The sequence below is a fragment of the Dyadobacter psychrotolerans genome (genome assembly GCF_004349265.1).
Lineage (GTDB): Bacteria > Bacteroidota > Bacteroidia > Cytophagales > Spirosomataceae > Dyadobacter > Dyadobacter psychrotolerans.
The window spans coordinates 62953-82947 of sequence record NZ_SMFL01000019.1 but is presented as its reverse complement, the minus strand read 5'-3'; the positions used below and the strand labels follow the sequence as shown (position 1 = coordinate 82947).

Below are 19995 nucleotides of genomic sequence, written 5' to 3'. Positions count from 1 at the left end.
TTTTCCGTTAATTAGAAAACAAAAATGATGCACCCTGTGAAATATGCTTCTTGATTGAAATCAAGAAATCTCTCTGCGTTCAAAAAGAACTTCTGACGCGGCTGAGTGTTTCCGGCGTCATATTTAGATACGAGGCAATGATTTTTAACGGAAATATCTGCAGTACCTGCGGGCGGGAATTAATCAGGTGGTTGTATTTTTCAGAAGGTGTCATGGCATTGTCCAGGTACTGGGTTCTGGTCAGTGCACCGTCAAGGATTTTTCCAAGTTGAAGAAAAGCGGGTGATATTGCAATCAGATGGTGTATCGCATGCATACTCAACTCGAAAATACGGGTCTGTGAATTTGCTTTAATGCTATATTTTGTGGGGATCTGGGAAATGAAACTTACATAGTTCAGACACCATTCACCTGTCATATGAAGGTCAGATACTTTTTCATCAATATCATCATACCGGAACTGATAGGCAGATCCTGATGAGATAAAAAAAGCAGACTGGCAGATTTGTCCCTGTTGAAGCAACAGTTCATTTTTGCTCAACTGTTTTGCTATCAATAATTTCGATACCGATTCAAAATCCTGATCGGAAAATCTGCCAATTTTGTCAAGGTCAGTTTTTAACATTTACTTTTATGAACTTACCGGTTATGCTGTAAGTATATACTATTTATTTTAAAATACAGACCGATATTATCAGATTACTCAGTTTGATAATTCGCTAGTGTGCCAAAGGATACCGGAACGGTCATGCAAAAAGAATTCTCTGCCCCACAGGGCCACGCTGACCGGGCTTGGTTTTACGTGCTCATACTTTTCAATTAGATTCAGTGCTGATAATCTGTGGTAATATGGGTCTGCACGCTGTCCTTCAAAAAAGATCTTGGTAATGTCGATTCAGTCCTTAAAATATGCATTTTGGAGATAAAACGCCAACTGATTAATTTTAAATAGACAAAGAGATGATGACAGCGGATTTTCGACAAAAAACAGCACCTTGTAGAAACGTCTTGAAATTTCAAAATTTTTTGCTCCGATAAAAGGCCCGAGCGAAAAGTATTTGTGTTTCATGTTATAATTGTTTGAAAAGCAAAAATAACAAGCCAGGTTGATTTGTTTTCTTGATTGAAATCAACAAAACACGCTGCGGCAGGCATTGATGAGAAAAATGATTTTACGGAATAACTTAATTTAATAAGTGTTGGCAGAGAAAATGGTAACGGCAAGTTGGTAAAGCCGGCTGTGGAAGTGGCTAAATTACGTGCTGAAAATGCGCGGTTAAAACAAGCTCGAAATTAAAAAAATGGCGGCCTCGTTAGAACTCCTGTCCGCATCCGACTCGCTGATGTCTACGAGATCATTTATTCTCACGCACAGAGGCAAAAGATCAATTATTTATGCAAAGTTTTCGAAGTTACATTACCAGCCGGCGGCAGAACGGCGTATTATGGCACGGGCCACCCTCCAGAAGGCGGCACATTTTTGCATGTTGCTGCAACAATTTACGGTCGCCATACTGATACATAAAAAATGTTTGTTTTTCATATACTCTAACCGTTCAATTTTTGGCATAATTATTATCTGATTGGTGCCAACATCTAACTCGATGGCCATGAAGGAAAATTATGACTTGATGCTCATAGCTCTTAATGCAGCTTCTTTGAATGTTGACAATTTACTCACTGCCACAGAAATTACCGGGAAGGTTAATTTACTTGACTCACCACATCGGAGCATTGAAATTTTAAATCAAACAATGGCATTGAGAGATTGTTGTCTACGGTTGAGAGAACTTCTAACAGTTGTTTCCGGGCGAGTACTTGAGTGGGATCTTCCCAAAAAAGAGGTAATACTTTTTTCAGCCAAACACTTCAAGCAATACCGCACTCAGTATTTAAATCATATGGAATATTTAGGAAATGAAGTTATCAACACTTATTTCTTCACACCATATTTGGTAAATATAAAACTTGAAGATCATCTGATTGAAATTACAAATCTTTGCAATCAGTTAGCCATTGACCATTTGAATGAAAAGTGAATTCCGTAATCCTTGATAAATCCCTATACGTTATAGATGATTTTAGAGAAAATAACTAATGATGTTTGCGCATTCGCTTAGGCACAAATAGCTCTAAACTGTTTGGAATCAAAACTGTGGAGTCCTTTAGTGTAGTGCGACGATGATGTATCGCTTTTTGAATAAGCGCATTTTGATCGTTGATGCGGCGCCAAAAGGCTGTAGACATTTTTTGCACATTGTGATGCAAGATTGGAGAATTCGCAGTGTCTGACACGTGCTTCCCTGGCAGATTGACCATTAACCAAGTGTTGGCTTTGTTAAATTATCTTCTTATCAGTCAATTCATTAAGTTGGCAATTTCGGGCGGAAGTGATAGGACCCTAATTTTCTGTACTACGGTGTTCAACGGCTCGGAATTCTCCACTATAAGCGCCTTCAAAAAGCAGAGTACGATAAAAATGAACTTCTCGAATAGTCAAAACAAGATTATCGAACATTAATGTTTCGTCAGAAATTGCCCACCAATCCTATTTTATATACATTTATTGTTTGCTGTTTGCAAATCGCGAACAGCAAACAATAAATGTATTTGTATTATGAGAGTACACAACGGAATGCGTCCAATAAATGTAGCAATCTTGCTTAAAAAAAATCTTTACTTTGTGGGATACTGCCTGGCAGTATAGGGATCTTTCAGCTAAACTATGTATGAGTGTTTCTGAGGTTTCTGAATCACTCAGCCGAAGTCACATAGCATGACTTATTGATGACAGCAAGAAGAACATACCCCTAAATGGACTAATGAAATTCATAGAATTCGGCCTATCATACGTATTCCCCGTAGTACCAGTTCAAATTGTTACAGGTATACCTACCGCTTATTCACATCCGTTTTATAAACTACAATTTTCAGGCACAGTAGATTACGTTTGGAACAGCGAAGAGGGATCAATGAGCGGTCTTTTAATAGAAGCCTTACATAAGGGAGTTCCTAAGGCCGTTCTGGAGGACGAGTTACTTTATAAGTTACTATCAAGCATAGATATTCTGATAGTCGGACGCTAAGGAGAGGAAAAAATGGCCCAGGAGCATCTAAAAATGATAATTCTTAAGGAGTCTTAGACAGAAATAAATGCAGTCTATGATGCGCTAGAAGAACTGCGCGATTCAGTGATTTTTGTTGGAGGAGCTACGGTTTCGTTATATGTACAGCGTGTCGCAGAAGAAATCCGCCCCACCGACGATGTTAACGTTCTGATTGAGCTAACAGATAAACAGGCTTATGCCAATTTAAAAGAAAGTTGAGATCCAAAAAGTTTGTAAATGATATTGAATCAGGAGTGATATGTCGATACAAAATTCAAGAGATCACAGTTGATATCATGCTAACCGACGAATATTTACCGCGAATTTTGAGTCAAATGTACGTCGTAGTCACCGTATTTTGAAAATATTCATCTTGTTTTTTGCGGTGAATAGGTTGTTTAACAACCGCAACAAAGAAATATCCCTTTGTAACTATCTGTACTTAAACTAAGCTTTAATTATCAGGGTTGGCACGTTCTAACTTACTATTACGATCTCATAATAAGTTTATCTTATAGGAATATTTTTCTTTAAAAGGCAGTTATACATCGATACAGAACCCGTAATGGGCATCTGATACTCTAATTTAGGTCTTATCTGAGATATTGTTGGGCAGGAAATTTACCGTTTTCTCTTAAACTTTCGACCGCTGCGGCTGTCTTTAATTCGATCCTGCATGAAGTACAGACCAGTAGGTCTAATGGCATCTTCATTATGTCACATCAGGCTGAGGGCCTTCTCATTAAATTATCCTGTCGCATTTGTGGCAGCGTAATACCAGCAAACTGGTAAAATTGATTCTTTATTTAATTAACCCACAGAAACATAAATCAAAACGGAGCCACGTCAAAGAGTAACATATACATTATGGTCATCTTCTCAAATGTTGATCTGTAATGTATGATATTATGGATTTTCCAAAAATGTAATTTCTATTTTAGGCAATCCACAACAATTGTAAGCCCTGCCAGAACCAGTCAATCGCTTGCTTGAATTACATAATGATTCCTTAACAGGAGGTTAACAAAGCCTTTTTATTGGTACACTACCTTTGGTGCCTTATTACAAATATAATCTCTAACAGCACAGGCCTTGCTGGAAATGTAAATAACCACTAACATAAATATGAAAAAACGATTACTGCCGGCATTTTTTGCCTTGCTGCTGGGTGTCTGCGTGCCTTTAGTATCCAACGCACAAATTTTAAACATTACTGGTAAGGTAACAGCTCAAAGCGGTGAGCCACTACCGGGTGTCAATGTTTTGTTAAAAGAAACCAGCTCCGGGACGACTACGAATGCTCAGGGTGAGTATATTCTAAATACTTCTGCCTCCGGGTCAGTATTAATATTCTCTGCGATCGGATTTATTTCTCAGCAGAAAACAATCGGAAAACAAAGCACGATTGATATTGTACTGATTGAAGACACAAAGATTCTCAACGAAGTGGTCGTTACTGCTTTGGGCATTAAAAGGGAAGAAAAATCATTGGGTTTTGCAGCGCAAACAATTAATGAAAACGCAGTGAAGGATGCAAAATCCAATAACTGGGTCAATACACTTTCCGGAAAAGTAGCAGGGCTAAACATACAGGGAGCCGGCGCGGGACCGATGGGATCTGCACGTATCACTTTGCGCGGAGAATCTTCACTAAATCTGGACAATAACCAGGCTTTAATCGTTGTGGATGGCGTACCGGTCAGCAGCAGAATTACAGGAACAGGGTTTAATTCGCACCTTTCCGCCGACAGCCCCGTTGACTACGGCTCGAGTCTATCAGATATCAATCCTGATGATATTGAGAAAGTCACCGTTTTGAAAGGTCCCGGCGCGACAGCACTTTATGGAAGCCGCGCTGCAGGCGGGGCGATTATTATCACAACCAAATCCGGAGCTCGTAAAGACAAAGGACTCGGTGTGACGGTAAATTCCAATTTCAGCGTGGAACAGATAAACCGTTACCCCGATTATCAATTTGAATACGGCGAGGGCCGTACAAGCGCTTATTATTCTTATTTGGAAAATGCAGATGGACCTAACACTGCAACCACAGTTGGTGCCGGAAGGGCCTGGGGGCCTAAATTTGACGGACAATCCTATTTTCAGTATAATCCTGATGCAGCTGATGGTAGGCCGACAGTAAGAACACCTTGGGTTGCCAATAAAGATTATATCTCAGGTTTTTTCCAGACAGGAACCACTTTCTCCAACAGTATTTCCCTGGAAGGTGGCAATGACAAAGGATCAGCGAGGTTGTCTTTGACTCATATGAAAAACAAATGGATCATTCCCAACACCGGTTTTGAAAGGCTTAATGTGGCGCTTTCTGTTAGCCAGAAGGTTTCCGACCGTCTGAAAATTAACGGAAAGGTTAATTATACCAATAAGAAAAGTGATAACCTCCCTATGGCCGGTTACAACAATCAGTCGCTGATGTACTTTTTGATTTTGGGGACTGCGCCGAACCTGAAACCAGAATGGTTTAAACCTTATTGGGTGGCTGGGAAAGAGAATATTCAGCAAAGAAATCCTTTCAATCCAACACCTGATAATCCGTATCTGGGCATGTATGAAATGCTCAACAAGATGAACAAACATGGTGTGATCGGTAATATTTCTGCTGCCTATCAAATTTCGGACAAACTGGATTTTCTGGTACGTACGGGTCTGGATATGGCTTACGAATTTCGCTCGCAGCAGCGGCCTTTCAGCATGACGCGTTATCCGAGGGGTATGTACCGCGAACAAAATGTATTCAATTACGAATCGAATACCGATTTTTTGATCAACTATAAAGACAAGATCGCAAATGTAATTGACGTAACCGCTTCGGTTGGTGCCAATGCCATGCGCCAGTCGTATGATTTTGCAGGACTTTATGCTGATCAGCTCGCCCAGCCAGGTATTTACCAAATTTCCAATAGTTTGGACCAAGCCGTAGCAGATCCTTTGAAAACAAAAAAAGCGATCAACAGTATCTATGCAGCGACTCAGTTTTCCTATGATGAAAAGATATTTCTGGACGTAACCGGCCGCAATGACTGGTCGAGCACGCTGCCTTATGGAAATAATTCCTTCTTTTACCCATCGGTAAGTTCAAGTTTTTTATTGAATGAAATCTTTAAGCTCCCCAGCGCGATTTCGTTTGCAAAACTAAGGGCCTCATGGGCGCAGGTCGGAAATGACACCCGCCCTTACCAAACTGCCAGATATTACGACAGAGTTTACGGTAACAGTTTTACGAATTCATCAACGCTTTTCAACGCAGACCTGAAACCTGAAATAACGGCCAGTTATGAATTCGGTCTTGATGTGCGTCTTTTGAAAAACCTGCTTGGCTTGGATGTGGCCTATTATAACAACAATAGCCGAAACCAAATTCTGGCTATTCCGTTGGATCCGGTATCGGGATATGCCAATGCGCTCATCAATGCGGGTCTGATCAATAGCCGCGGTGTGGAAGTCAAACTTACTGGCAGGCCGGTAACCAAAAAGAATTTCAGCTGGAATACTACCTTGCTTTGGTCCAGAAACAGAAGTTACGTTCGCGAACTTGCCTCAGGAATAACCAATCAGGTCATTTATGCGCATGATGCCAACGTCTCGGTGGAGGCCAGAGTTGGCGGACTGATGGGAGACATGTACGGCCGCGGATTTCAGCGTGCTCCGGATGGACAGATCATTTATTCTTCCGTAGGATTGCCGGCTGCAATAGACCCGACTACAAAGAAGTGGGGAAATGCTTTTGCAGACTGGAAAGCGAGTATATCCAATGAATTCACAATCAAAAATGTGCGTGTAAGTTTTCTTTTGGATGGACAAAAAGGAGGAAGTATGTTCTCGCAAACCAACCATAAAAATAATACGCTGGGAAAAACAAAGGTCACCTTGCCAGGACGCGACGGTGGGATTATCGGACAGGGTGTTGTCAAGCAGGCTGACGGAAGCTTTACGCCGAATACGGTCAAAGTTGCGGCCAGCTCCTACTACGATAACTACTACCAGATTGCCAATGCGGAAACCAACATATTCGATGCGTCATTTCTGAAAATCAGAGAAGCACGTGTTGAGTTTAATCTGCCGGCAGCATTGCTCAGCAGAATTGGCGTACGTCAGACCAGTCTGGCTCTTTTCGGAAGGGACCTTTTCAATTTTACCAAGTTTCCAGGCTTTGATCCCGAGGGCGGAAACCTGAACAACGGAACATTGACGCCTGGCGTTGAGCTTGCCCAGTTTCCATCAACCAGAACCATGGGTATGAATCTTACTCTTAAATTTTAACGAATAGAAAAATGTTAAGAAAAATATATTTTCCTCTTTTGCTTTTAGCGGGCCTGCTAATTTCATGTAACGACGGTTTTGAACAGCTCAATACCGATCCAAACCGACCAAAGGAAATTACGCCAGGCGTTATGCTTGGGCAGCTGCAATACAAAATAATTAACAGCACAGTCAATGCAAGCCGTAATTTTACGCACGAGCTCATGCAGGTGGACGCTCCCCGCGCTAGTGCCGGCGGAGGCGGGCTGCATCGTTATCTTGTCAATCCAGGCACGGGTGTGTGGACTAATTTTTATACTTATTTAAGTGACATTCAGGACATTTACGTTATTGCAGACAAACTGAATGAAAATAACTATAAGGCAATTTCATTGATCTACAAAAGCTGGTCTTATTCCATCCTAACGGATCTTTATGGCGATGTACCTTATTCTCAGGCAACCAAAGCACTGGAAGGAAATTTCAAACCTACTTTTGACAAGCAAAAGGATATTTATACTCAGATTCTGAAAGATCTTCAAACAGCCAATGGTTTGCTGGATGATACCAAGGCATTGACTTACGGCGGAGACATGCTCTATAACGCCAACGCACTTTCGGGTACTAAAAATCCGGGTATTTTGAAGTGGAAAAAGTTTTGTAACTCCTTGCGTTTACGTTTGCTGCTCCGTTTGTCTAAAAGAGAGGGTGAGCTAGATGTAAAGCAGCAGATTACTTCTATTCTGGCCGATCCAACAAACAACCCGGTTTTTGCAGTTAACAGTGATGAAGCCATTTTCAGATACCCGGGTACATTCCCGTTTTTCAACCCATTTTACAACGCCAGACAGGTTGATTGGCGTGACGGTAATTATTTTACCAAATTCTTCATGGATAAAATGAACCAGGTCAATGATCCCAGAAGAGCAGTATGGAGCACGCAGGTTAAGGTAGGCACTGAAAATGTATACAGAGGTATTGATAGCGGCTATCCCACTACACAGGAATATGCAGTAGGCGCCAATTCAAGTTATGCGGACGGATTGAAAACTTTGCCACAGCTCGGTGTAATGATGAGTTTGGCAGAGGTTGAGTTTATCAAGGCTGAGCTGGCTTTAAAAGGATATAATACCGGTTCAACAACCACTCAACATTATGAATCAGGCATTGCAGCATCAATGACCCAGTGGGGAGCAAGTTTGCCAGCTGGTTTTGTTAAGCAGCCGGGTGTATTGTTTGATGCCAATGCAACCACTGATAAACAGTTGGAACAAATCATGCTTCAAAAGTATTACGCCTACTTTTTTGTCGATTACCAGTCCTGGTTTGAAAAGAGAAGAACAGGGTTCCCGGTTTTGCCAAGAGGCGCAGGAATTCCGGCAGAAAACCTGTTTCCGGCACGCGTTCCATATCCTACTTATTTGCAATCGCTCAATCCTGAGGCGCTAAAAACTGCCGTTGCTTCCATGGGAGGCGATAACAGTGATGTTAAGGTTTGGTGGGAGAAGTAAATGTCTGGAGGGAAATCAAAATTGAAGAATCAAAAATGAAGAATAATATAGTTGCCCATTTGTTTGCCGGGCTTGTATTTCTGTCTGCATTGATGCCTAATACTGCATTTGCTCAGAAGTCGAAAATCATATTACCTCAGCGTGGTTTGTGCGCGCACCGTGGGGCTATGGATACGCATCCCGAAAATACTTTGCCCGCTTTGCTGCAAGCGGCGAAGTTGGGAGCGCAAATGATCGAGTTTGACATTCAGCTCACCAAAGACAGTGTGATGGTCATTATGCACGATGACAGCGTAGAGCGCACGACCAATGGAAGGGGAAATGTGTCAGATCTTACGTATAAGTACCTGCGTTCGCTGGATGCAGGCATTAAGAAGTCTGAGAAGTTCAAGGGTACTGTGATTCCAACCTTTCAGGAAGTTTTGGCTGTGATGCCTGATAATGTTTGGCTGAACTGTCATTTAAAAGGCGACGAAGCTGTTGGAAAGGCGGCGGCGTCAATGCTTGAAAAATCCGGACGGCTGCATCAGGCTTTTCTGACCTGCTCAGAAAAAGCATCCGCAGCAGCAAGGAAACAGGTTCCGGGAATTTTAATTTGTAACGGAGAAAATAGCTACCGCCGGAATACTGCTAAGTATGTAGCGGAGACAATCAAAATGAAAGCGGAATTTATCCAGCTTTTAAAGCCGGAAGCTGGTCAGGACCGCACACCTTTAATAGTCTCATTGAAAGAAAATAAGGTCAAAATTAATTATTTCTACGCTGAAACAGCTCAGCAGCTTACTGATCTGTTTGGTATGGGTGTTGATTTTGTGCTGGTAAACAATGTGGGAGAACTTCTGGCTGAAACGGAAAAACTTGGTATTAAAACCTGGAAACCAATTTACAAGAAGCAATTATAGAATCTGAAGTTTTGAATAAAAATAATAGAATGAAAAAACACTTTGTTGAATCACTGATCGCTTTTTGCTTGACGCTTGTAGCGGCATCATTATCATCTAATGCTTATGGACAGTCAAGTAAATCGGTCAAAAATAAAACGCTGATATTCTTTTTCGATGGTCTCAGACCGGACTATATCACCGCCGGGCTGATGCCAAACTTGTATGCTTTCAAACAAAAAGCTTCTGTTGGAACGCATCATCATAGCGTCTTTCCCACCGTAACAAGGGTAAATTCAGCATCGTATGCTACGGGCTCATACCCTTCAACACATGGAATATTGGGCAACAGCATATATTTTCCGGCTGTAAATAAATCCAAAGCGATCGGAACGACTTATGAGGAATTGATCAAGGTTCAGCAAACCGAATCCAACCAGTTACTGACCGCTGTTTCATTAGGAGAGGTTTTGCAATCGGCAGGCGAAAAGATGATGGTTTTCAGCTCGGGAACGACTGGCCAGGCATTTTTGCAAAATCACAAAGTAGGAAACGGGGCTATTATCAATCCCGAGCTGATACTTCCTGAATCGCTCAAATCTCAGGTTTTGGCAGAAATAGGTCAAGTCCCGCAAAAGGGAGATAATTATTTTGCCAAACACAAATGGGTGATTGATGCGCTGATAAAATATGGTTTAAAGCATAACGGTCCTCTGGTAAGTGCAGCATGGCTTTCGGATCCCGATGGTTCTGCGCACAAATATGGCATCGGGTCAGACCAAGCTGTTTCCGCTTTGTCATTTGTAGATCAGCAATTTGGCCGGGTACTTGATTCTTTGCAGGCCAGAGACCTGAGCAGCAAATTCAATATCATCATCTCTACCGATCACGGATTTGTTACCCAGAAAGGCAAACAAAATCTAACCGATTTTTTGATTGGTAAAGGTTTGAAAAGCGGTAAAGAATCAGACGATGTTGTCATCGCCGAAGGAGCGTTTTATGTAAAAGACCATAATGAAGAAAATATTAGAAAAATTGTAGCAGCACTGCATCAGGAAAACTGGGTTGGCGCTGTCTTTACCAAACCAAAGACAAAAGCCAGTATGAAGGGTTGGATCGATGGAACGCTTTCATTTGATGCGGTTCATTATAATCATCCCAAACGGTCGGGCGACATTCTTGTCGCATCCAATTGGAACGATGATGCCAACGACAAAGGATATGCGGGCACTGATTTTACCACTGGTGTTGCCGGCCATGGCGGATCCAGTCCTTACGAGATCAATATTGCCCTGATGGTTTGGGGACCTGATTTTAAAAGCGGTTACAAAGATGTATTGCCTACATCTAATATTGATATTACCCCGACTGTTCTGGGACTTTACTCTTTGCCTGTTCCAACTCAGATGGACGGCAGGATAATGACTGAATTTCTCAAAAAGACGAAAAAGGAAGTTGGAAAATCAAGAAAGGAAACGGTTGTAACAGAAGTCAAATATCCGTGGGGAAGCTATAAACTCTCATTGGACATGTCAATACTGGGTCAATATCGGTATTTTAATTATAGCAAAGTTGAAAGGAGCAGATAGCGACTGGTTATTTTGCCTGGCTACAAACCTGATGCAAATTGATTATGTGCTGATCCGATTACTCTTTATAAAACACTTTAATTAGTAGATAGAGGGTAAATTTAAAATTGCATTACTGACCTGAATTTATATGCTTGTGATTTAAAGCATCTGATTTATTAAGATCAGATTATCAGTGTGCGTATTACCTTGGGCAGTGAATCGCCAAATTGCTTTCAGGTCATCGTGTACCGCTCAGCCTTGTTTCAATTTAGCACAGGCGACGAAAACGCTAAGGGAGTAAGTCAGAAGTTCTAGCCTTGCAGTTTACTACCGCTGCAAATATCGCATATCGAACTTTTGACTTGTTAGAGTTGTAAATAATTTTGAAGCAATTGCCGCTTTTTCAGAGTAGCGGTTGTTTGGATGGATTGTATAGTACGGTCAGGTCGATCAGCCCTTATTTCCATTAATCGATCTTTAAAGACTTACTGCCGGCGAAATATAATTACCAATCATATACGGAGTTAATGGCCGCCTTTGTTTGTTATCTCGTTTAGTTATTATGATACAGCTACCAGGGAGAATACAGTTCATGCAGCAAACAAAGTTGAATTTGTTTGCTGCAAGTATACTACCGGTTACCGAAAAATTTATATCTTCGTCTAAAAACCTTTATGGAATACTGCTTAATCTACCTGAGCACTGCACGCGAATTATTTGACCAGGATAAAATATCGGCGTTATTGACGCATAGTCACAACAAGAACAGGACTCTGGGTATTACCGGGATACTTCTATACTGCAACGGGAGCATCATTCAGGTTTTGGAAGGAGAAAAGCAGCGGGTTGAATCTTTGTACCAAGTAATCAGTACCGATCAACGACATCATAATTTAATCAGGCTTTACACCGGGCTGATAGACCAAAGAACCTTTCCCGACTGGCTTATGGGATATAGCACACTTACAGCCAAGGAATTTGGTCATTTACATGACATGATGCCGTTCATTAAAAATCCAATTTTACCTGGATCGGACACCGATAGTGTTGTGATATCATTGTTGGAGTCTTTTTACAAAAATAATTATCGTAATTAGCTTCCAACGGCCTATCGACGTATTATATGAATGCAAAACATCATCATATTAAGGATCGTTTTATGCTCTGTGCATGCTTCGATTCATCATATTCGCCTTTGTATGACAGGCGTCTTGGATGCCTTATCGATGATCTGGTTTGACGTTGCGAACGGATTTAATTTTTGTAAATCTGTTCGCATTCATAGGAGTTTACCGGATAGTAATTTGAAGCTATTACCTGCGTTTCCGATCAGATATTGATAAATGAAAAAACTGTCATTGCCGTTTTCGTCGGCTATGAAACCTAAGAAGACAGAAATAACAAGCTGCTGATTTTTTATTTACTGCTCAATAAGCTTCGCTTTGTTGAGACAGGAAAAGACCTCGCGGTAAAACTCGGGGTGTGATTGCCAGGTCTGTCCGGTTACTATATTTCCGTCGCGTATGGCTTGTTCAGTAGAGTACATACCGCCACCCATCTCAATTTCAGTACGCACATGTTCGTAAGCGGTTAACTTTCGGTCTTTGGCTAATCCGGCAGTAACCAAAATTTGAATACCGTGGCAGATGGCAAAAACCCATTTGCCCTGGCGGTCGAACTCCCGGATTACTTCCAGCAGCGCAGCGTTGTTACGCAGGTATTCGGGCGCGCGCCCCCCTAGAAGCAAAATCGCGTCATAGTCGTCAACTACGACCTGTTCGATTGTCAGGTCTGAATCCAGACAATAACCCGGGCGCTCCACATAAGTATCCCAACCGGCTTCAAAATCGTGCATCACCAAGTGAAGCCGGCGTTTGCTGGGGGCGGCAATCACGGCAGTATCGCCTTCTTCCTGAAAGCGGTGAACGGCATAGAGGGTTTCATAACTCTCGCCACCATCTCCGGTGACGAGCAAAATTTTGCGATTCATGGTGTAAAGATTTGAACATGAAATGTTAAGAGAGACATTCTGCCTGGCTGATCTACTAAAAGCCAAAATCACAGCCATTCTACCGATCATGACTGGTCTTGATGTTTAATGTCAAATTAATTCTAGCGCTATAGTTAATCCAGTGTTGAGCGGTTAATATCCTTATGGACGTTCCCACCTTCTATGAATGAGAATCTGTGCTAAATTGGCTTTCAGCGGACCAATAAGTATATTGAAGGTTCAAATTCGACTGCTGTTAAATTTTTTTATCCAGTCGCCTTACAAAAATTTAATATTTTTAGTTGAAATTGATTCAAGAACCGTATTGGATATGATACCAAAAATGAAATTTTCTTTTTTAATTATTCTCTTCATATCGGTTAATGTATCTGCACAGCAAGTGGACATTGTTCTGATAGGCGTTTCACATAATTACAGCAACTACCCCCGGCAGGAGCTTTCAGCTATTTACGGTAAAATCAGAAAATTCGCTCCAACCGCTTTTTTTGGAGAGTTTTTGAGTAAGGAAGATGAAAGACTTGTCATGGATTATTGGTGTAAACAGGACAACATTCGGCGAGTCAATATGCTTAGAAGAAACCGGGAAATAGCAGTCGATTTACTTCCCAAGACCATTGACAGTTTAAAACAATTGTCACAGCAAAGGCCAGATGATTATCAAATAAAAGCGGATCTTGCACATGCCTATTACCTAAACCAGGACGTTTCAAATGCACATTATCAGTTCTGGCAGGTTGTCAGCAAACTTAGGCAAACACCGGATAAGTCGCTGGAAAACTACGTAAATAAGTTGCTTAGTCCCGGGCTTGATACCACTGGGAGAAGTATGAAAAGGCTAAAAACCTCGGAATACGCACTCATTGCATTTCCAATGATGCTGGAAATGAAAATCAAGGAATTACTTCCCATGGATTGCCAGGATTATGATTTGAACTGGCAAGCATCTTCGGCAGCGTTTCATCAAAAGTTTCAAGAATTTAAAGACGATACAGCTGCATCTTATGCCGATGAATTAAAAACGCTACTCACTAAAAGAGATAAAGGCTTTCTGAAAAACGCAGGTATCGAAAAAAGCTCAAAAAACGTAACGGAATGGTTAAATACGGACGAAGCCGCTGCGATTTTTGCCTCAGGAGACTTTTATTTTCCTCAAATGTATGATATCCCACAATTTCCAAAACAGGAAATGCTTTCGCAAATTCATTGGTGGCTATTGAGAAATAAAGTTATGTGCGACAATGTTGTAAATCGGTCTCGGGCATTGGGTTTGAAAAGGGTGCTCGTTTTCGCAGGTGCCAATCATCGCAGGTATATGCAGGATATATTTAAAACAATGGCTGATGTAACGATCAGAAACATTAATGAAGTTAGGTGACTGGCTCATGGATGGATAAAAGTCAGAAGCTTGTTGAAATTTCAAAATTATCCAAAATGCCCAATCGTAAAAATAATCGCTGGCAGCGCTACGCTCAGCCTGCTCAGCGGGAGACGCCTGGCTATAATATGTTAAAAATTTCGGTTCAAAAACAAAAAACGTTATTTTAAGATGTTTCCTTGACGTAAACGGGGACTGCTGCTAAAACAGTTCGCTCACCCTTACTTGGATTCGTCGATTATGAGCTGCCCTAGTGGATATCGGGAGTGCCAAAGTCAGACTCCGTTTGCTTTCGCATCATGCGCCTAAATAATTGGCGTTATGTTTGTGGGCGATGCGTTGCAGCTGGCTGGGGGCGTTTATGGAATTCGACGCTGTTAAAGCTTAAACCCATGTTTCTTAGGGATACGAAAAATAGCCTAAACATGAATTGTTGGCGCCCCTGCAAAATATTATTTTCATTAAAGAAAAAGGGTTTTTCGTATGAATAGGATCGGTTGAAATTTGACGACTAACCGTCTACTTGCGAAGAAATTCAGGAGTATAAATATTGCCGGGTCCTAGCCATTCCTAGATGACTTCCTGCTTGTTAGACTTTCATAGGCACCTTGTAAAGATCGCTTCACATCATCTTGCGTCAGTGGCTTTGAGATATAATCGTCCATCCCTGCCTGCAGACATTCTGTTCGGTCTTCCCGCATTGCATTGGCTGTCATAGCAATGATATAGGGTTGATTAACTAATTGCAAACGAATTTGCCTGGTGGCTTCCAAACCATCCATTTCAGGCATTTGCACATCCATGAAAACTACGTCGTAGTGATGCTCTAGGGCCTTTTCCAAGACTTCTTTGCCATTACGGGTTATTTGTGGTGTATAACCTAATTTGGTAAGTATCCAAACAAAAAGCTTTTCATTGACCATATTATCCTCTGCCATAAGAATTCGCAAAGGGAATATGGTTGCAAATTCCTCGGAAAGTGAAGTAACCATGGCAGGAACTGCGGGTGTAATGAATTTTCCTTGCGTGTCAAATTGGGTCTGGAGTAATTGCGATAGATGCTGGTGCTTTACAGGCTTTGTCAAGATTGCAGAAAAGAGATCGCCATATTCCTTATGCGTTTGATCTCCGGGCAAACTTAACAACACAATCGGTATAAACGGATATTTTTCTTTTACCCGACTCGCCAATATTAATCCATCCGTTTCCGGCATTTGCTGGTCAGTGATAATCAGGTCGAATTTTTTGCCGCTATCGATGATCTCCAATGCCTGTCGAGCTGATCCAGCCTGTATAGTTTGAACTCCCCATTGTTGGAGTTGAAAGTCTAGGCTGTGCAAATATGTCTCATTGTCATCGACAATTAAAACAAGTTTACTTTCGTTATTCAGGCTTTTAAGTTGCCAAACTTCACTATTTTCTCTACCCACTTGCACAGTGATCGTAAACTGAAAGCAGGTGCCCTGGCCAACAACACTTTCAACACCAATAACTCCACCCATCAGGTTCACCAATCGTTTACTAATGATCAGGCCAAGACCTGTCCCTCCATATCTGCGTGAATGTGAGACGTCGACCTGGGAGAATGCCACAAACAAACGGTCCAACTTATCTGCTGGAATGCCGATTCCTGTATCTCTGATATCAAAACATAGTTTGACTTCATTCTCAACATATTTCAACAGCTCGACTTGTACGAGAATCTCGCCCTGCTTGGTAAACTTCAAAGCATTTCCTATCAAATTTATCAATATCTGTTTAAGCCGCTGCTTATCGCCAACAACATGATAGGGAACCTGGCTGCCGATCTGGTAGACTAAATCCAATCCGGTTGCAGCAGCCTTGGCAGAGAAAATATCCAGTACTTCTTCAATACAATTCCTCAGATCGAAGCTAAGGCTTTCCAACTGCATGTTACCTGATTCAATTTTCGAAAAGTCCAGAATATCATTAATCACTGTCAATAAACCATCACCGCTGCTGATAATGGTTTCTGTATAATCCCGTTGCTCGTCTGTCAACTCTGTTTGTTTCAGCAGCGTAGCCATACCAATCACACCATTCATTGGTGTTCGGATTTCATGACTCATGGTGGCTAAAAATACGCTCTTGGCCATGTTTGCTTTTTCGGCTTCGGTCCTTGCTGCGAGCTCGAGAGCATGTTTTTTCTCGAGTTTTTCATTCATTAGCTTAAGATCCGCAGCCTGGGAACGCAAAACTTGTTCTTGCTGCATTACCTGGCTTGTTCTCTGCCGGACTTGCTGGACAAGATATTTTTGTTGTCTTCTTATATCCCGAACCCGGTATCTATATAAAATGTAGATCAAACCCGCCATAGATAGTAATAGCAGCATCCGAAACCAGGTCGTCTTCCAGTAGGGCGGCTCGATGTGAATATTGATCCGCGTACCGGTCTTATTCCATATGCCGTCGTTGTTGGAGCCGATTACGTGAAATACATAGTCACCCGGATCCAGGTTGGTGTATGTGGCCTTTCTTGTAATGCCACTGTTTATCCATTCCTTATCAAAACCTTCCAGCATGTAAGCGTACTGGTTTTTTTCCGGTACGGTATAATTCAAAGCAGCAAATTCGAAGGTAATAACCGTCTGCTTGTAAGAAAGGGCAATGGAATGTGTTTGGTTTATATGTTGGGGTATTAATGTATCTCCCTGGCCAATTGGTATCGTTTTATTAAATATCAGAAAATCAGTAATGTAGATCGGGGGGATAAAGGTGTTGTCATTGAGACTATCAGGGTAAAATGTGTTAAACCCTCTTACACCTCCAAAAAACATTTCACCGTCTTCGCTCCTAATGCACGAGTTGCTTCTGAACTCATTTCCTTGCAGACCATCAGAAATGCCATAGTTTCTAAAAGTCCGATTACCAGTGTTAAATTGAGAGATACCCTTGTTTGTGCTCAACCACAGATTTTTATTATCATCTCCCAGCATGGCATAGACAACATTACTTGCCAATCCTTCCTTTTCGGTATAGGTGGTGAATATTTGCGTCTTACGGTCGAAATAATTCAGCCCCCCACCCAGCGTGCCGATCCACAAATTTCCGTTTTCAGCATCTCTGATCGACTGTATTTTATTACTGGAAATACTATTTGGGTCGGCAGGGTCATTGTAAAATCGTTTGAAGATCCCTGTTTTTTGGTCAAAGAGATTTAAGCCATCATAAGTGCCGACCCAAATATTACCTGCCTTGTCCTGAAAAACCGTCGTAACAATATCGGAGCTTATACTGGTGCGGTCTCTTAGGCTGGTCCTGAATTGTTTGAAGAGTTTGGTTTTGGGATTGTACAAATTCAAGCCGCCCTTCCACGTTCCAAGCCATATATTTTCTTGGCGGTCCATAAATAAATTGTTGACATCTGATATGGACAAACTGTTGGGGTTGCCGGATTCAGCAAGGTGATGTGTGACTTGTCCGGTTTTTGTATTGAACAGATCAAATCCGCCGTTGTGAAATCCCAGGCCAAGCACTTCTTTTGAAACACGGATCACTGAAATGACGTAGTCATTACTGATCGAGTTGATATCATTATCGCTATGACGATAAGCCTTAAACGATTTCCGTTTGCGGTCAAACAGATTTAAACCTCCTCCATCGGTGCCAATCCAAATCTGGTCCTCATTTTCTCCATTGCAAATTGAAAGGACAACATTGTTAGAGAGCTGATTAGTGGTGTTGGCTATTTGTCTGTATGTAATGAATTTTTTTCCAAATTTGGGAAGATAATTCAATCCTCCCGCAAATGTTCCTACCCATATATTCTCTGCTTTATCTTTATAAATCGTATATACTGAATTATTGCTTAAAGAGTAATAATCCTCAGGATTATGGATGTAGGTCGTAAATTTGTCTGATACAACATCATAGATACTAAGCCCCCCGTTTTCGGTTCCTATCCATAATTTCCGGTCATATGCTTCGGTGATGTAAAGAATATCGTTATGGGCTATAGAATTGCCGGCTTTGGAGTCGAAAGTAAAATTGCGGAAAGCATCTTCATTTGGCAAGAAAAGTGACATACCTCCGCCATGGGTACCAATCCACATGTTTCCATGTCGGTCTTTGCACAAAGCCTTTATCCAGTTTGAGCTAAGGGTGGATTCCTTACCGGGTTGATGAACATACGAGGCGTACCTTTTGGTTTTCGGATCTATAAGAAAAAGCCCGTTCTCGGTTCCGACCCATAACTTGCCATCTCGATTTTGAGAAATACAGGAAACAAACTGATGCCTAGCTGATTTGTTAAATTTAATATTCAGCCAATAAAGACTTAGCTTTTTAGTAGCCGGATCAAATAAATAAAGACCGGAGGTAGTTCCAAGCCAAATTTTACCCGCACTGTCCTCAAACAGGTCATTGATGTTAAGTTTGGTCTGAGCTGAAAAAAAGTGCGTAAATATATCCTTGTCTCGGTCTAGCCTGTTCAATCCGTCAGATGTGGCTATCCACAAATTTGCTGATCGATCCTCTAAGATATCCTGGATATAGCTGTCACTGATGCTGCTCTTGTCGAAGGCATCATGTTTATAATAAGTAAATTTGTAGCCATCATACTTGTTGAGTCCGTCTTCTGTGCCAAACCACATAAATCCGAGGCTGTCCATTAAAATGCAAGTCACATGACTTTGAGATAGGCCGTCGTTGGTGGTAAGTCGCTTAAATCTTGGTGTTTGACCTGATATTGAAGACGGAAATAAAAAACAATCAGTCAAGACAATCAGCAAAATCACGAGTATTTTTTTCATATTACCGATGAAAGGCATGTAACTCCGTCAATATAAAACGAATTCTATGTAAGTTGGACGATAGTTCGTAAATATTACATTATATTAGTAATGTTACTAATTATTATTCACTGCAAATTATAGTATCCATTATTTGTCAGCATTTCTTATACAGCCAAAAATAATATAGGTAAATAACAGTTTGATTTCAGATTGTCACGTAGTGGAGTTGAAAGATACTGGGAGTATCAGGCCAGACATGCTTGATTAAGCAAACATCAGCTGTAAACACTGGTTCCATTCAGTTTGATAACGGTCAATGATTGTTTAAATGACAAATTTCCTATCAGACTATCTATAAATACAGTTTTGGGTAAATTTACTTTGATTGACGCACGCTGTGAGGGAGGTACTGTTGAACAGATTTTGAGATTAATTAACTTAATACTAGTCGAAAACATAGGCGTATATATCTTGACACAAAACGCCTGTTTGCTTATCCACTGCGACTGCCATTGATAATACAAG

General features: G+C 41.3%; 11 protein-coding genes. 8 read left to right on the top strand and 3 right to left on the bottom strand.

Annotated elements, in window-relative coordinates:
- Positions 1-79 precede the first annotated feature (79 nt).
- On the bottom strand, positions 80-625 hold the full coding sequence (locus E0F88_RS30390) for a Crp/Fnr family transcriptional regulator (RefSeq protein WP_131962104.1): 546 nt from the start codon (positions 623-625) through the stop codon (positions 80-82).
- Positions 626-1610: 985 nt separating this feature from the next.
- Here E0F88_RS30390 and E0F88_RS30380 point away from each other — a divergent pair.
- From E0F88_RS30380 to E0F88_RS30355, 7 genes are all read left to right on the top strand, one after another.
- Positions 1611-2039, top strand: a complete 429-nt coding sequence (locus tag E0F88_RS30380; protein ID WP_131962103.1) for a hypothetical protein — start codon at positions 1611-1613, stop codon at positions 2037-2039.
- A 1152-nt stretch (positions 2040-3191) separates the two neighbouring features.
- Positions 3192-3326, top strand: a complete 135-nt coding sequence (locus E0F88_RS34595; protein WP_262709909.1) for a hypothetical protein — start codon at positions 3192-3194, stop codon at positions 3324-3326.
- Between the two features lie 906 nt (positions 3327-4232).
- Entirely contained in the window at positions 4233-7388 is a 3156-nt protein-coding gene (locus E0F88_RS30375) for a SusC/RagA family TonB-linked outer membrane protein (protein ID WP_131962102.1), read from the top strand.
- A gap of 11 nt (positions 7389-7399) precedes the next feature.
- Positions 7400-8878 carry a SusD/RagB family nutrient-binding outer membrane lipoprotein gene (locus tag E0F88_RS30370; protein ID WP_131962101.1) on the top strand — a complete coding sequence of 493 codons (1479 nt, stop codon included), beginning with the start codon at positions 7400-7402 and terminating at the stop codon, positions 8876-8878.
- Between the two features lie 35 nt (positions 8879-8913).
- Complete coding sequence (locus E0F88_RS30365; RefSeq protein ID WP_131962100.1) at positions 8914-9780, top strand: glycerophosphodiester phosphodiesterase; 867 nt, start codon at positions 8914-8916, stop codon at positions 9778-9780.
- A gap of 29 nt (positions 9781-9809) precedes the next feature.
- A complete protein-coding gene (locus E0F88_RS30360) occupies positions 9810-11348 on the top strand; it encodes an alkaline phosphatase family protein (RefSeq protein WP_131962099.1) in 1539 nt (512 codons plus the stop codon).
- Between the two features lie 656 nt (positions 11349-12004).
- Positions 12005-12427, top strand: coding sequence for a BLUF domain-containing protein (locus tag E0F88_RS30355; protein ID WP_131962098.1), 423 nt, complete (start codon positions 12005-12007; stop codon positions 12425-12427).
- A gap of 323 nt (positions 12428-12750) precedes the next feature.
- Here E0F88_RS30355 and E0F88_RS30350 read toward each other — a convergent pair whose 3' ends face one another.
- A complete protein-coding gene (locus tag E0F88_RS30350) occupies positions 12751-13410 on the bottom strand; it encodes a DJ-1/PfpI family protein (protein ID WP_229213961.1) in 660 nt (219 codons plus the stop codon).
- 253 nt (positions 13411-13663) lie between these two features.
- On the opposite strand from E0F88_RS30350, the gene E0F88_RS30345 reads away from it, so the two are divergent.
- Positions 13664-14716 (top strand): DUF5694 domain-containing protein, encoded by a 1053-nt coding sequence (locus E0F88_RS30345; RefSeq protein ID WP_131962097.1) that lies wholly within the window; start codon positions 13664-13666, stop codon positions 14714-14716.
- Positions 14717-15276: 560 nt separating this feature from the next.
- On the opposite strand, the gene E0F88_RS30340 is transcribed toward E0F88_RS30345, so the two are convergent.
- A complete protein-coding gene (locus E0F88_RS30340) occupies positions 15277-19488 on the bottom strand; it encodes a hybrid sensor histidine kinase/response regulator (protein WP_165940190.1) in 4212 nt (1403 codons plus the stop codon).
- Between the last annotated feature and the right edge of the window lie 507 nt (positions 19489-19995).

Excerpts from the sequence above, each read along its gene's own strand:
- E0F88_RS30390 (WP_131962104.1), bottom strand. The coding sequence starts at position 625 with ATGTTAAAAACTGACCTTGACAAAATTGGCAGATTTTCCGATCAGGAT.
- E0F88_RS30380 (WP_131962103.1), top strand. The coding sequence starts at position 1,611 with ATGAAGGAAAATTATGACTTGATGCTCATAGCTCTTAATGCAGCTTCT.
- E0F88_RS30375 (WP_131962102.1), top strand. The coding sequence starts at position 4,233 with ATGAAAAAACGATTACTGCCGGCATTTTTTGCCTTGCTGCTGGGTGTC.
- E0F88_RS30370 (WP_131962101.1), top strand. The coding sequence starts at position 7,400 with ATGTTAAGAAAAATATATTTTCCTCTTTTGCTTTTAGCGGGCCTGCTA.
- E0F88_RS30365 (WP_131962100.1), top strand. The coding sequence starts at position 8,914 with ATGAAGAATAATATAGTTGCCCATTTGTTTGCCGGGCTTGTATTTCTG.
- E0F88_RS30360 (WP_131962099.1), top strand. The coding sequence starts at position 9,810 with ATGAAAAAACACTTTGTTGAATCACTGATCGCTTTTTGCTTGACGCTT.
- E0F88_RS30355 (WP_131962098.1), top strand. The coding sequence starts at position 12,005 with ATGGAATACTGCTTAATCTACCTGAGCACTGCACGCGAATTATTTGAC.
- E0F88_RS30350 (WP_229213961.1), bottom strand. The coding sequence starts at position 13,410 with ATGATCGGTAGAATGGCTGTGATTTTGGCTTTTAGTAGATCAGCCAGG.
- E0F88_RS30345 (WP_131962097.1), top strand. The coding sequence starts at position 13,664 with ATGAAATTTTCTTTTTTAATTATTCTCTTCATATCGGTTAATGTATCT.
- E0F88_RS30340 (WP_165940190.1), bottom strand. The coding sequence starts at position 19,488 with ATGAAAAAAATACTCGTGATTTTGCTGATTGTCTTGACTGATTGTTTT.